The 12,975-nt window shown below is 60.4% G+C and carries 14 protein-coding genes; 3 read left to right on the top strand and 11 right to left on the bottom strand.

Annotation, left to right across the window (positions count from 1 at the left end; all coding sequences use genetic code 11):
- The 6 genes from F7R06_RS23015 to ppc all read right to left on the bottom strand — a co-directional run bounded on the left by F7R06_RS23015 (position 1) and on the right by ppc (position 6,648).
- On the bottom strand, positions 1–822 hold the full coding sequence (locus F7R06_RS23015) for an isocitrate lyase/PEP mutase family protein (protein ID WP_090316869.1): 822 nt from the start codon (positions 820–822) through the stop codon (positions 1–3).
- A 33-nt stretch (positions 823–855) separates the two neighbouring features.
- A complete protein-coding gene (locus F7R06_RS23010) occupies positions 856–1,716 on the bottom strand; it encodes a DUF72 domain-containing protein (protein ID WP_090316867.1) in 861 nt (286 codons plus the stop codon).
- A complete protein-coding gene (locus F7R06_RS23005) occupies positions 1,716–2,021 on the bottom strand; it encodes a hypothetical protein (RefSeq protein WP_090316864.1) in 306 nt (101 codons plus the stop codon). The genes F7R06_RS23010 and F7R06_RS23005 overlap by 1 nt, the downstream gene beginning before the upstream one ends.
- A gap of 291 nt (positions 2,022–2,312) precedes the next feature.
- A complete protein-coding gene (tsaB, locus tag F7R06_RS23000; protein WP_090316861.1) occupies positions 2,313–2,987 on the bottom strand; it encodes a tRNA (adenosine(37)-N6)-threonylcarbamoyltransferase complex dimerization subunit type 1 TsaB in 675 nt (224 codons plus the stop codon).
- A gap of 94 nt (positions 2,988–3,081) precedes the next feature.
- Positions 3,082–3,729: an adenylate kinase gene (gene adk, locus F7R06_RS22995; RefSeq protein WP_090316858.1), complete on the bottom strand. Its 648-nt coding sequence runs from the start codon at positions 3,727–3,729 to the stop codon at positions 3,082–3,084.
- A gap of 288 nt (positions 3,730–4,017) precedes the next feature.
- Positions 4,018–6,648 carry a phosphoenolpyruvate carboxylase gene (gene ppc, locus F7R06_RS22990; RefSeq protein WP_090316854.1) on the bottom strand — a complete coding sequence of 877 codons (2,631 nt, stop codon included), beginning with the start codon at positions 6,646–6,648 and terminating at the stop codon, positions 4,018–4,020.
- Between the two features lie 202 nt (positions 6,649–6,850).
- Between ppc and F7R06_RS22985 the strand changes: the two genes are divergently transcribed.
- The 3 genes from F7R06_RS22985 (at position 6,851) to lptF (ending at position 8,765) form a co-directional block, all read left to right on the top strand.
- Positions 6,851–7,195: a pilin assembly protein gene (locus F7R06_RS22985; RefSeq protein WP_090316851.1), complete on the top strand. Its 345-nt coding sequence runs from the start codon at positions 6,851–6,853 to the stop codon at positions 7,193–7,195.
- Between the two features lie 298 nt (positions 7,196–7,493).
- A complete protein-coding gene (locus F7R06_RS22980; protein ID WP_090316848.1) occupies positions 7,494–7,907 on the top strand; it encodes a DUF4398 domain-containing protein in 414 nt (137 codons plus the stop codon).
- A gap of 60 nt (positions 7,908–7,967) precedes the next feature.
- Positions 7,968–8,765, top strand: a complete 798-nt coding sequence (gene lptF / locus F7R06_RS22975; RefSeq protein WP_090318342.1) for a lipotoxin F family OmpA-related lipoprotein LptF — start codon at positions 7,968–7,970, stop codon at positions 8,763–8,765.
- Positions 8,766–8,874: 109 nt separating this feature from the next.
- Here lptF and F7R06_RS22970 read toward each other — a convergent pair whose 3' ends face one another.
- The 5 genes from F7R06_RS22970 to F7R06_RS22950 form a co-directional block, all read right to left on the bottom strand.
- A complete protein-coding gene (locus F7R06_RS22970; RefSeq protein WP_090316845.1) occupies positions 8,875–9,204 on the bottom strand; it encodes a PA3694 family proteiin in 330 nt (109 codons plus the stop codon).
- Positions 9,201–10,115 carry an alpha/beta hydrolase gene (locus tag F7R06_RS22965; RefSeq protein WP_090316842.1) on the bottom strand — a complete coding sequence of 305 codons (915 nt, stop codon included), beginning with the start codon at positions 10,113–10,115 and terminating at the stop codon, positions 9,201–9,203. The genes F7R06_RS22970 and F7R06_RS22965 overlap by 4 nt, the downstream gene beginning before the upstream one ends.
- A 152-nt stretch (positions 10,116–10,267) precedes the next feature.
- Positions 10,268–11,545: a flavohemoglobin expression-modulating QEGLA motif protein gene (locus tag F7R06_RS22960; RefSeq protein ID WP_090316839.1), complete on the bottom strand. Its 1,278-nt coding sequence runs from the start codon at positions 11,543–11,545 to the stop codon at positions 10,268–10,270.
- Positions 11,546–11,576: 31 nt separating this feature from the next.
- Positions 11,577–12,131: a hypothetical protein gene (locus tag F7R06_RS22955; RefSeq protein ID WP_090316837.1), complete on the bottom strand. Its 555-nt coding sequence runs from the start codon at positions 12,129–12,131 to the stop codon at positions 11,577–11,579.
- 53 nt (positions 12,132–12,184) lie between these two features.
- Positions 12,185–12,889, bottom strand: a complete 705-nt coding sequence (locus F7R06_RS22950; RefSeq protein ID WP_090318336.1) for a TetR/AcrR family transcriptional regulator — start codon at positions 12,887–12,889, stop codon at positions 12,185–12,187.
- Positions 12,890–12,975: the final 86 nt, after the last annotated feature.

Below are 12,975 nucleotides of genomic sequence, written 5' to 3'. Positions count from 1 at the left end.
TCAGTCCTTGAACAATGAATTGGCCTGCTGGAACGGCATGGAGCGCGACGTGAAGCCGAACGTCCCCGAATCGCGGATCTCCTGGGCGGCCCGGAAGAACTCGCCATAGGCTGCCAATGCCAGCGCCGAACCGACACTGATCCGTTTAACGCCCATCTCACTCAACTGCTCGACCGATAACTTCAGGCCGCCGGACATCAATACGTTGACCGGTTTCGGCGCCACGGCGCGGACCACCGCCAATACGTCTTCGGCGCTGCGCAGGCCCGGCGCATACAGGACGTCGGCACCGGCCTCGGCAAACGCCTGCAAGCGGCGAATGGTATCGGCCAGGTCGGGATTGCCGTGCAGAAAGTTCTCGGCCCGCGCGGTCAGCGTGAACGGAAACGGCAAGCTACGGGCGGCGGCAACGGCGGCTTCGATGCGTGCCACGGCATGTTCGAAGCAGTAGATCGGGCCCTCTTCACGCCCGGTGGCGTCTTCGATCGAGCCACCGACCGCCCCCACTTGCGCCGCCCGCAAAATACTCGTCGCGCATTCGGCCGGATTGTCGGCAAAGCCGTTTTCCAGATCGACTGCGACTGGCAAATCACTGGCCGCGACAATCGCCTGAACGTTCAACAGGGTTTCGTCGAGGGTCAACCCGCCATCGGGACGCGCCCTGGAAAACGCATAACCGGCACTGGTGGTCGCCAACGCCTCGAAGCCCAGGCTGGCGAGCATTTTTGCTGAACCGGCGTCCCACGGATTGGGAATCACGAAAGCGCCTTTGCGCTCGTGCAGGGCTTTGAAGGCTTGGGCTCGAAGGGTTTGTGCGTCCATTGGCAGGCTCCTGAAAAGGCGAACGAATCCGCTTCAGAGCAGGCCAAGTTGCTCGGCAGCGGGTTCTCTGTATAGCTCAGGCAGCGGCGGCAAGCCAGGTAGACGCAACATCAATCTGGCGTGAAACCGCTGCGCCAGTTTCGCCGCCAACACGTTGTCGGCGGTGTGCAGGAAGATATAAGGCGTGCGCCCCTCTTCGATCCACAGGGCAATTTTCTCCACCCAGGGCAGCAGAAACGGATCGTTGGCTTCCAACTGCGGATGGCCGATGAAGCGCACCTGGGGACATTGCGTGAACGCCGCCGGACGGGGTGGGACCCGCGGCTTTTTCGATTGGGCGTGCAGCACCGAAGGGTCGGTCGATGTGCAACTGAACAGCGCGCGCGAATCGAGACAAATGCGCTCGACGCCGCGATCCAGCAACAGGCGGTTGAGCTCGCGTTCGCTGTCACCCTTGGCGAAAAAGGCGTCATGCCGCACTTCCACCGCCAGTGGTCGCTCAAGGGCATCGATAAAACCCGCCAACTCGGGCAAGCGTTGCGGTGTAAAGCTCTTCGATAGCTGCAACCACAACGGCGCTACCCGCGCGCCGAGCGGGCTGAGCAACTGCGTGAAGGTTTCGGCGGCGGTCAGTTGTTCACGCAGGTCGCCGCCATGACTGATGTCGCCGGGGAACTTGGCGGTGAAGCGAAAGTGTTCGGGCAGGGTTTCGGCCCAGCGCTGCACGGTGGTGGCAGCCGGGCTGGCGTAGAAGGTCGTGTTGCCTTCCACAGCGTTGAACACTTGGGAATACAGACTCAGAAACTCGGCGGGCTTGGCGTCCGCCGGATACAGATACTCACGCCAGGCGTTTTCGCTCCAGGACGGGCATCCGAGGTAGTACGGCAGCATCATCAGATGTACAGGTCGAGACCCAGTACTTCGGCATCCCAATCGACAAAACCGGCGGTGCTCAAGTAGCTGGCCAAAGCCATCGCCACACTTTTGCTCATGGCACGGTGGTAAATCATGTCTTGCTGACGGGCAGGGAGATTGCTCAGTTTTTGTGCGGAGGCTCTGGCGGCTCGGGCGGCCAGTTGCTCTTCGGACGGAAATTCCAGCTCACCGTCGATATCGACGGACTCGTCTTCCACCACATGGCCTTTACGAGGCTTGCGCTTGATGGGGTAGGACTGAGAAGAAATGCCGTCTATACGCATAATTGTATGCTCGGTATCAGTGATGGCAGTTTAGTGGCGCATATCCCACTTCGCAAACCGCCGAGTGATAACTAGAACACATAAAAAGCAAAAGGTTTAAAAGCGGGAATTAGAAACTGACGATTGGTTTGGATTGGCACACTTTGTGGCGAGGGAGCTTGCTCCCGCCGGACTGCAAAGCGGCCCCATTCCTACAGCCTCACCTTGCCACCAGGTATTGCGACGGCTTCGCCGCCGAACGGGAGCAAGCGCCCTCGCCACAAAAGCGATCTCAGCACTGAATCTGGTGAATCAACGCGCTTTCGGCGTCGCCACCTTGTCCCGCAAATAAACCGGCTGTGCTTCATCCGCCACAATCGCCTCACCGCGCTCCCAGGCAAATCGCGCCAGCGTCAGCAAGTCTTCGGCATGGGGCAGCATGCCCGCGTCCTGACCGCTCAGGTGGACGCCGATACGCTCGGCATACCCCCAACCTGTGCCCGCGCCAAACCATTCGCCACTGGCATCAGCCGGCAATGCAGCCACTTCCGGGGCCAATACCGCTTCAGCCCCGACCAGTCGCATCTCCCCTGCCGTTTCGCGGTAGCAGCCCCAATACACCTCGTCCATCCGCGCATCGATGGCCGCCGCAACCTGGCTGACACCCTGCTCGCGATACGCACGCTGGGCCAATACGGCCAGATTCGACACCGGCAACACCGGGCGATCCAGGGCAAATGCCAGGCCCTGCACCACGCCGATGGCAATCCGCACGCCGGTAAACGCACCCGGTCCGCGACCGAAAGCGATGGCGTCGACCGCTTGCAGCGTGGTCCCGGCATCGGCCAGCAACTGCTGGATCATGGGCAACAGCTTCTGCGCATGCAGGCGCGGGATCACCTCGTAATGGCTCGTGACCTTGCCGTCATGCAGCAAGGCAACGGAGCAAGCTTCAGTCGCGGTGTCCAGGGCCAGCAAGGTGCTCATCGATGTATCCGTAAAAGAGGTCAGAAAAAAGTGCGTCAGTATAAACAACTACGGCCCGCAAGCGGGCCGTGGATGATGCAGCAAATCAGACTTTTCAGCTCAGGGCAGCCAGCACCTTGGCGGTGATCGCTTCAACCGAACCGACACCTTCGATATGACTGTACTTCGGCTTGCCATTGGCAGCCGAGAGCTTCTGGTAGAAGTCCACCAACGGCTTGGTCTGCGAATGGTAGACCGACAGGCGATGACGCACGGTTTCTTCGGTGTCGTCCTTGCGCTGTACCAGGTCTTCACCGGTGATGTCGTCTTTGCCCGCGATTTTCGGCGGGTTGTAGACGATGTGATACACGCGACCGCTGGCCTCGTGAACACGGCGACCGGCGATACGCTGAACGATTTCTTCGTCTTCAACGGCGATTTCAACCACGGCATCCAGCTCGACGCCAGCCGTCACCAGGGCTTCAGCCTGAGGAATGGTGCGCGGGAAACCGTCGAACAGGAAACCGTTGACGCAGTCGGACTGGGCAATGCGGTCCTTGACCAGTGCGATGATCAGGTCATCGGATACCAGGCCGCCCGCATCCATGATGCTCTTGGCTTTGATGCCCAGCTCGGTGCCGGCCTTGACCGCTGCGCGCAGCATGTCGCCGGTGGAGATTTGCGGAATACCGAATTTCTCGGTGATGAACTTAGCCTGAGTACCTTTACCGGCCCCGGGAGCTCCCAGCAGAATGACGCGCATCGATGTGCTCCTCAATTTTTTTATATAGATAACGTCAGATTCGCCTCATGGGGCCAATCTCAAAAATAGGGTCGTGACCGCCCAAACGGCCAAAGGCTGATCAAGATACACAGCAGGCTGCGCCCACACAAGCCGCCAAAAGTCGGAGAAACCGCCGCCTCCTGCGACCTTTTGGCGCGGTTCCCCTGGTCGCAACCCCATCATTAACTGTCGCCTTGCCGCACTTTCTTGCTTGCCTTTGACCGGCATCCGCCCCCTGCAGCGAATGCCTGCCACAGGGCAAAAACCTTAGCCGGTATTGCGCAAACCGGCAGCAATCCCCGCCACAGACACCAGCAATGCCTGTTCTACCGGGCTGCCCTGTGCCACGTCCTGTTGTCGCGAGCGCGCCAACAACTCGGCCTGCAATAGATGAAGCGGGTCGAGGTAGGTATTACGCAAGCGGATGAATTCAAGGGTGTCAGGGCTATGTGCCAGTAGCTGCGACTGTCCGGTCAGACCCAGGACGACCGCGCATGCCTGCGACAATAGGTCGCGTAAGTGTGCGCCCAATGGCAGCAATTGCGGTTCCACCAGACGCTCATCGTAGGACCGGGCGATGTCCGCGTCGGCCTTGGCCAGGACCATTTCCAGCATATCGATGCGCGTACGGAAGAACGGCCACTGCTCGCGCATTTGCCCCAGCAGCTCACCTTCACCGCGCTCCAGGGCCTTGCTCAAGGCCGCTTCCCAACCGAGCCAGGCCGGCAACATCAGGCGTGTCTGGGTCCAGCCAAAGATCCACGGGATCGCCCGCAGGCTTTCGATCCCGCCGGCCCGGCGCTTGGCGGGACGGCTGCCCAACGGCAGACGCCCGAGCTCCTGCTCAGGGGTGGACTGGCGGAAGTATTCAACGAATTGCGGATTTTCCCGCACTACGGCGCGATAAGCGCTCACGCCGTCGGCCGCCAGTTCGTCCATCAGATGGCGCCACTGCGGGGTCGGAGGGGGCGGTGGCAACAGGGTCGCTTCAAGCACCGCCGCCAGATACAGATTGAGGTTTTGCTCGGCGATGTCCGGCAGGCCGAATTTGAACCGGATCATTTCCCCCTGCTCGGTGGTACGGAAACGTCCCGCGACCGAACCCGGCGGCTGCGACAGAATGGCCGCATGAGCCGGGCCGCCGCCACGGCCCACGGTGCCGCCGCGACCGTGGAACAACAGCAGCTCTACCTGCTGCTCGCGGCAGATATCCACCAACCGTTCCTGCGCCCGATATTGCGCCCAGGCCGCCGCCGTGGTGCCGGCGTCCTTGGCGGAGTCGGAGTAGCCGATCATGACCTCCTGCGGCCCTTGCAGGCGCGAGCGATATCCCGGCAGCAGCAGAAGTTTCTCGATCACCGGCCCGGCGTTATCCAGGTCCGCGAGGGTTTCGAACAACGGCACCACGCGCATCGGCCGCAACACGCCAGACTCTTTGAGCAGCAGTTGCACGGCGAGCACATCGGAAGCGGCACCGGCCATGGAGATCACATACGAACCGAGGGATGCCCCCGGCGCCGCGGCGATTTCCCGACAGGTCGCCAGCACTTCGGCGGTGTCGGCAGACGGCTTGTAGTGCGGCGGCAGCAAGGGCCGACGGTTGTTCAGTTCACGCATCAGGAAGGCAATGCGCTCTTCTTCGCTCCAGTCTTCGTAGCGACCCAGGCCAAGGTAATCGGTGATTTCGGTCATGGCTGCACTGTGCCGCGACGAGTCCTGGCGCACATCGAGACGCACCAGGAACAGGCCGAAGGTGACCGCTCGGCGCAAGCAGTCGAGCAACGGGCCGTCGGCGATCACGCCCATGCCGCATTGATGCAGCGAGTGGTAGCACAGTTCCAGCGGATCGAGCAGTTCCCGATTGTTCTGCAAGACATCGGCCGGTGCCGGCGCAGGTGTGGTCAACGCAGCGTGAGCCCAGTTGCGCGTCGCACGCAGGCGCTCGCGCAGTTGTTTGAGGACCGCGCGATAGGGCTCGGCACTGTCGCCGGCCCTGGCTTTCAATTCGTCGCTGGCCTGCTGCATCGATAGTTCGGCGGCGAGCTGATCGACGTCACGCAGGTACAAATCCGCCGCCATCCAGCGCGCCAGCAGCAACACTTCACGGGTAACGGCGGCGGTCACGTTCGGGTTGCCGTCGCGGTCGCCGCCCATCCACGAAGCAAAGCGAATCGGCGCGGCTTCCAGGGGCAAGCGCAGGCCCGTGGCGGCATGCAGGGCCTGATCGGCCTTGCGCAGATAATTGGGAATGGCTTGCCACAGCGAATGCTCGATCACCGCGAAGCCCCATTTGGCTTCATCGACCGGTGTCGGACGTGTACGACGGATCTCTTCGGTGTGCCACGCTTCGGCGATCAGGCGCTGCAGTGTCGACTTGATCTGCTCGCGCTCGGCGCCGGTCAGGTCGCGATGGTCCAGGGCCGCCAGTTGCGCGGCGATGGCATCGTACTTCTGGATCAAGGTGCGACGCGCGACTTCGGTCGGGTGCGCGGTGAGAACCAGCTCGATTTCCAGCCGCCCCAATTGCCGGGCCAGGGACTCGGCGCCATGGCCTTCGGCGCGCAGCCGGGCAAGCAGTTCCGGCAGCACACGCGCTTCGAACGGCGCCGGCCTGGATTCTTCGCGGCGGTGAATCAGCTGATATTGCTCGGCGATGTTGGCCAGATTGAGGAACTGATTGAACGCCCGCGCCACTGGCAGCAACTCGTCCTCGGTCAACTGATTGAGGCTGGCGCTCAATTCGGCGTCCATGGAACCGCGGCGATCGGCCTTGGCCCCTTTGCGGATCTGCTCGATCTTGTCGAGGAAACCGTCCCCGTACTGGTCACGAATGGTGTTGCCCAACAGCTCACCCAACAGGTGAACATCCTCGCGCAAGCGTGCATCGATATCGGTCATCAGCAGTTCTCCAGCGAAAAATCCGGGCGGCCATGAACTTAAAGAGTGCCGCTCCAGAGCGCTTCTTACAAGCAAGACGACGAAGGGACTTTAAACCTTGGGCGTTAAGGCTAGTCTGAACTATGAGCCGTACAACGACTGTCACCGGCCAATGCCGGACACTCACCCGGCCTGCCACGAGCAGGAGCGCAATGAGGTCATTATGAAAATCCGCGAACTGGCCCAGCATTGGGAAGAAAATGCCAAGGGTCGCCTGACCAAGACCGGCTACACGATTCATCTGGACGTGGAAGCCGCCGCACGCCTGGCGGCCATTACCGAGATGTACCCCAAACGACAACCCGAGGAGCTGCTCGGTGAACTCATCGGCGCCGCGCTGGAAGAACTGGAAAAAAGCTTTCCCTATGTGAAAGGCTCGACCGTGGTGGCCACTGACGAAGAAGGTGACCCACTGTATGAGGACATCGGCCCGACCCCTCGCTTTCTCGCCTTGTCCCGCCGGCACTTGCATGACTTGTCAGCAGGCAACGACAAGCAAAAACACTGATTTTCCCTCCGAATGATCCCCTTGTAGGAGCGAGCCTGCTCGCGATGGTCGTCAACGAAAACGCGGGAAGTCTGGTTCCCAGCGGCGTTCGAGAGTCCATCGTCGGAACGCCGCCCGGAGCTGGCTCGCTCCTGCAAACGCCAGACCTCACGCCTGATTAATTTCTCTGAACTTTCGAAAAACCCCTCGGGTCAACCCAGTAACCATGCCTGGGACGGCCGTATCAAATCCCCTCGAAACCTTAGCTCGCGGCTCCTTTGCCCAGGATGGATTTTTTTGTTGTTCAGGAGTTAGTCCAATGGAGTTGAAGATCATGAAAACAGGTACTGGCAAATCCTCATCCACCCCTCTGCATGGCCTGAAAATGGCAACCCTCGCCCTCGGCGGCAGTCTCGTACTGGCCGGTTGCGCTGGCAACCCGCCCACCGAACAATTCGCCGTCACCGAGTCAGCGGTCAATAACGCTGTCAGCGCCGGCGGGACTGAATTCGCGGCGGTGGAAATGAAGTCTGCGCAAGACAAGCTCAAACAAGCCGAAATCGCCATGCACGACAAGAAGTACGAGCAAGCGAAAACCCTGGCCGAGCAAGCCGAATGGGATGCTCGCGTGGCCGAACGCAAAGCCCAGGCGATGAAAGCCGAACAAGCGCTGAAGGACGCTCGCCAAGGAGTTCAGGAACTGCGTCAGGAAAGCCAGCGCACCGTTCAGTAACGGCGCGGCGCGACGTATTTCTTACTCGACTAAAAGGACGAAACCATGATTTCCAAATGCATGAATTCCAAACAATTGATGATCCCTGCCCTGCTGGCCGCCAGTATTGCCCTGGCAGCGTGCTCGACACCGCCCAACGCCAATCTTGAACAGGCCCGCACCAACTATTCCGGCCTGCAGGCCAACCCGCAGGCGAGCAAAGTCGCAGCGCTGGAAACCAAGGATGCCAGTGATTATCTGGACAAGGCCGACAAGGCCTATCTGGATAAGGAAGACCCGGCCAAAGTCGATCAACTGGCCTATCTGACCAACCAGCGTGTCGAAGTGGCGAAACAGACCATCGCCCTGCGTACGGCGGAAGCCAACCTTAAAAACGCTTCTGCGCAGCGCGCCCAGGCCCGCCTGGATGCGCGTGACCAGCAGATCAAGCAATTGCAGGACAGCCTCAACGCCAGGCAAACCGATCGCGGCACGCTGGTGACCTTCGGTGACGTGCTGTTTGCCACCGACAAGGCCGAGCTGAAATCCAACGGTCTGATGAACATCAACAAACTGGCGCAGTACCTCCAGGAAAACCCCGACCGCAAGGTCATCGTCGAAGGCTACACCGACAGCACCGGTACGGCGTCGCACAACCAGTCGCTGTCAGAACGTCGCGCCAACTCAGTGCGCATGGCACTGGTGAAAATGGGCGTCGACCCGACCCGCATCGTCGCCCAGGGTTATGGCAAGGAATACCCGGTGGCGGACAACACCAGCGTGTCGGGACGGGCACAGAATCGTCGGGTGGAAGTGACGATTTCCAACGATAACCAACCGGTGATTCCACGGTCGGCGGTGAGTGCCAACACCCAATAAAAACCACAATGGGAGCGAGCCTGCTCGCGATGAGGCCTGGACATTCAACATCTGTGTTGACTGTCACGCCGCCATCGCGAGCAGGCTCGCTCCCACGTCAGGTTTCTGTTCAGGGTTGCAGTTGCTGCGGCGTTTCCTGACCCATGCAACGCACGGCTTTTTTCTTGCTGTCGATCAGCACCCCGGTCAGGCCTTTCTGTTCGGTGTCGAACAGCACCAGCACGCCATCGATGCACTGCGCCACTTGGGCGGCCGGTTCCAGGGAGACTTTATAGTCCTCGCCCGGCACGGTCTTGAGCATGGTGAATTCGTTGAGCAGCAACGCATCCTCAGGCTTGGCGAAGTGCAGGTAGCCGTACCACCACAGGGCACCCACAGTGCCGAGGATGCTGCAAATACCGGTGATGATCAGCGGGATGGCGTTACGTTCTTCACTCATTGCGGACTCTCTGGTGGTTCATCTTCAGAATGTTCGGGCGCCGGGTAATTGGGGATCTCACCCAGGCGGCGCAGACCGTTGAAATGCTGCGGGTCATCAAGAAAACGCAGCATGACCTTGCGCCAGACCGGATCGGCGAACGTCTGCACGTGCCCCCCGCGGGTCAGTTGCAGCACGCGCGGCGGCGGCGCAGCTTGATACAGACGGATGCCGTTGGAAAGAGGCACGAGTGGGTCGTCGATGCTGTGGTAGATCAGTTTCGGCACGCCATTGATCTTTCCCATCGAGTTGATTGCACTGTCGCCGTCCGGCACCAGCCACGACAACGGCACCTGAAATGCCCAGGTCAGCCATGAGTTGCTCAGGGCATATCGGCCGACACTGCGGTAACTGGCGGGCACGCCGTCGAGCACGAACGCCTTGAGTTGTTTCTGCCGCTCCGGGTGCAGAGCCAGGTAATGCACGGCCATCGAGCCGCCGAGGCTTTGCCCGAGGAGGATCACCGGCTTGCCCTTGACCTCCGGCGCCTGGTCCAGCCAGGCGAATGCCGCGTCGATGTCCAGATAGATCTCCGGCAGGCTCGGCTCGCCTTCGGACAGGCCATAACCGCGATAGTCCACCAGCAACACTTGGTAACCCTTTTCCGGCAACCAATAGCTGCCGCCCAGATGCATGGGCAGGTTTCCGCCATTGCCGTGCAGGTGCAGCACCGTGCCCTTGACCTCTACCCCCTTTTTCGCCGGCAACCACCAGGCATGCAGGCGCAGGCCGTCGGCAGTGGTCAGTGTGACGTCGCGGTATTCGAGCCTGGCTTTTTCCGGGGTGAACAACTGGCCGGGTTCGGGGTAGAACAGCAGCGAGCTGCAACCGCTCAGGGCCAGGAGCAGGCAGATGACGCCGAGGATTCTCATCCGTTGAAACCTCGCAAAAAAGAAGAAGGCCGAACACCGAACCCTGTGGGAGCGAGCCTGCTCGCGATGGCGGTGCATCAGTCAACATTGAGGTTGAATGTAAAACCGCTATCGCGAGCAGGCTCGCTCCCACAATGGTCCATGGCTTACCGCTACAGGATGTTGGAGTAATCCGCCTCGATCCGGTCCAGGCTCAGGTGATTGAGGAAGTTGGAGAAGCACATCCACGCCGACAACGCATTCATGTCGCGGAACTGCTCCGGCAGGTACTTGGGCGGTACCACCAGCCCTTCATCCACCAACTGCCGCAGGGTGCGCATGTCTTCCAGCGTGGTCTTGCCGCAAAACAGCAGCGGTATCTGCTCCAGTTTGCCTTTGCGCACGGCCAACTGAATGTAGTTGTAAATCATGATGAAGCCCTTGAGGTAGGACAAGTCTTTGGTAAATGGCAGACCTGTCGGCACCGAACCTCGAAAAACGCGACTGGTGTTGCTGTAGCTTTCCGCCATTTCAAAACCCTGCTCGCGGAAAAACTCGAATACCTGCAGGAAGTCGGCCCCCTCCTCAACCATGTGAATGGCGCGGGTACGGTTGGTCAGTTTGCGCAGGCGACTCGGATAGGAGGCGAAGGTGATGATTTCCATCAGGATCGCCAGGCCTTCCTGGGTCACCGTCGACGAGGGCGGGCCCTTGGCCAGGAAGGTGCAGATCGGCTGGTTCAGGCCATTGAGCGTGGTGCCGACGTGCACCAGTCCTTCGTGGACTTCCAGGGCGCGCACATCGCGCTGGTTGAACATCGCGTCGGCGCGGATCTTGATGTAGTCGGCACCGGCCGCCGCATCGGCGACGATACCGTCGGACTCGAACACCCGAATGGTTTCCTCGGCCTCGCCGAACACCTTGTTCAAGCGATGCTGGAGCATTTCCACCGCATCCTTGGCCGTCAGCGTCTTCGGTTCATCCTTGAGGTCGCCACGGCCATCGATGTTGTTCAGGTAATCGGAGAGCATCAGCCCCAGGTCGGACAGGGTCGGGTCACCGGCGTGGAACGCGTCGGACGCGGCACCGTACAACTCCTGGGAAATCAAGCCGAAATCCTCGGTGCCGCGCGCTTCGAGCATGCGCACCACCATCCGGTATTCCTTGCACATGCGCCGCATGATCTGGCCGACCGGGTTGAACTGGCCGAGCTGGCGGGTGATGTCGCGCTCGATGTTCTGGAACTCCAGCTTCACTTTGCTGGAGTCGAAGGACAGCGGCCGGTTCAGGTAGTAGTCGCGGTCCACCGCCGGCATTTCCTTGCCCTTGGCCTTGAGGAAACCCTTGCGGATGTTGTCGTCCCACTTGACCGCATCGAGGACGCGGATCGGCGTCTGCGCCAGCACAATGCGATCGGACAAAATGCGTATCGACTGCTGGTATTCGTCCACCCGAAACTCCTGTTGAAAGCGTTATGTGGGTTTATTTGGCCTTGGCCTGGCGCTGATAACGCACCACCTCGACGAACACATCGGAATTGGCCGGGTCATCGAGGTAGGCGGACACCTGGTCCATCTTGCTGTTGATCAACACGCCGTCGCCTTCAGCCGTTTGAAAGCCATCGCCGCTCAGGGCCTTCTGCTGCAATGCCTGATTGATTTGCTCGAGGTCGAGGTTGTAGACCACCAGTTCATGTTTGTCGGTCAATTCGAAGCCGGCGATGGTGAAGTGCCCGCCGAACTGCGCTGGCACTTTCGCCGACAGATACCAGCGACTGCCATGTCGTGACACCGTGAAAGGATAGGCTTCGCGCTCCTTGGGTTTGGCGCGAAAGTAGCTGATCGCCTGGTACTGGTTATCACCGATGCGCGTCAGCTCCAGATTCAGTGGCTCACCCCAGGCGTTGGTGCTGGTCCATTTGCCGAGCAACCCTTTGGGCGCGGGTTCGCTCGTGGGCAGCGGCTCCTTGAAGGTCACCAGGCAGCCACTGAGCAGCAGGAACGACAGGGCGATCACTGCGACTTGCCAGGCTTTCATTCAACACTCCCTATGAACGGACTCCGCACCCAGCAAGCTCGCTCCTACAGTTATTACACCGACGCCAATACCAAATGCATGTAGCGCGTCAGGATGCCGAGCATTTCCTCTTCGGCCACCGGTTCGGCGTCGTTGAGCAGGCCCTGATATTCCATCCGTCCGATGATAGCCGTCAACACTTTGGCATCCTGTTGCGGCTCGCGGGAACCCAATACCTGAAACAGCTGGCAGGAGCCCTGCAGGAGAATCTGCTGGTGCGAGCGCACCAACTCGGCCAGGCGCGGGTTCAACAGCGCTTCCTGGCGGAATGCCTGTTCGGCCATCAGATGTTCGCGACGGGTGAGCAGTTGCCGGTGCACATAGTCCGCCATCAGCCGTGCGATATCGTCCGCCAGCTTCGAACGGGCCTCCGGGCTGCCATCGCCACTGTCGACCATTTCGCGCAGCAGGCCTTCGTTATTCACCCACAACTTGGCCATGTAGGCTGCGCTGCGTTCAACGTATTGAGCGAAGGTATCGGTGAGCAGATCATCGATATCCTTGAAGTAGTAGGTGGTCGCCGACAACGGCACATTGGCCTCGGCAGCCACTGCGCGGTGGCGCACGGCCCGCACGCCATCGCGCACGACAATGCGCATTGCAGCATCGAGAATCTCCTGTCGACGCTGTTCGCTGCCCTGTCGGCTGGCCTTGCGGCCCTGGTACTGAACACTTTCAGCGACCGCAGTGGCGACACCCGCTGCACCTTCTTGAGCCATTGCACCGTTCACGACAGGATTCCTCTCTCACTTCAAAAGTAACCATTTGATACGTTTGTACCAGACAGGCAATAAAAAACCGCCTG

Origin of the sequence: Pseudomonas moorei (assembly GCF_008801475.1) — a bacterium.
Taxonomy (GTDB): domain Bacteria; phylum Pseudomonadota; class Gammaproteobacteria; order Pseudomonadales; family Pseudomonadaceae; genus Aquipseudomonas; species Aquipseudomonas moorei.
Note: the sequence above shows the minus strand (reverse complement) of the source record. Positions and strands in the feature narration are given on the sequence as shown.

Coding starts and splice junctions, on each gene's coding strand:
- F7R06_RS23005 (WP_090316864.1), bottom strand. CDS start 2,021: ATGCGTATAGACGGCATTTCTTCTCAGTCCTACCCCATCAAGCGCAAG.
- F7R06_RS23015 (WP_090316869.1), bottom strand. CDS start 822: ATGGACGCACAAACCCTTCGAGCCCAAGCCTTCAAAGCCCTGCACGAG.
- F7R06_RS22965 (WP_090316842.1), bottom strand. CDS start 10,115: ATGAGAATCCTCGGCGTCATCTGCCTGCTCCTGGCCCTGAGCGGTTGC.
- F7R06_RS22980 (WP_090316848.1), top strand. CDS start 7,494: ATGGAGTTGAAGATCATGAAAACAGGTACTGGCAAATCCTCATCCACC.
- lptF (WP_090318342.1), top strand. CDS start 7,968: ATGAATTCCAAACAATTGATGATCCCTGCCCTGCTGGCCGCCAGTATT.
- F7R06_RS22985 (WP_090316851.1), top strand. CDS start 6,851: ATGAAAATCCGCGAACTGGCCCAGCATTGGGAAGAAAATGCCAAGGGT.
- F7R06_RS22955 (WP_090316837.1), bottom strand. CDS start 12,131: ATGAAAGCCTGGCAAGTCGCAGTGATCGCCCTGTCGTTCCTGCTGCTC.
- F7R06_RS22950 (WP_090318336.1), bottom strand. CDS start 12,889: ATGGCTCAAGAAGGTGCAGCGGGTGTCGCCACTGCGGTCGCTGAAAGT.
- adk (WP_090316858.1), bottom strand. CDS start 3,729: ATGCGCGTCATTCTGCTGGGAGCTCCCGGGGCCGGTAAAGGTACTCAG.
- ppc (WP_090316854.1), bottom strand. CDS start 6,648: ATGACCGATATCGATGCACGCTTGCGCGAGGATGTTCACCTGTTGGGT.
- tsaB (WP_090316861.1), bottom strand. CDS start 2,987: ATGAGCACCTTGCTGGCCCTGGACACCGCGACTGAAGCTTGCTCCGTT.
- F7R06_RS22970 (WP_090316845.1), bottom strand. CDS start 9,204: ATGAGTGAAGAACGTAACGCCATCCCGCTGATCATCACCGGTATTTGC.
- F7R06_RS23010 (WP_090316867.1), bottom strand. CDS start 1,716: ATGATGCTGCCGTACTACCTCGGATGCCCGTCCTGGAGCGAAAACGCC.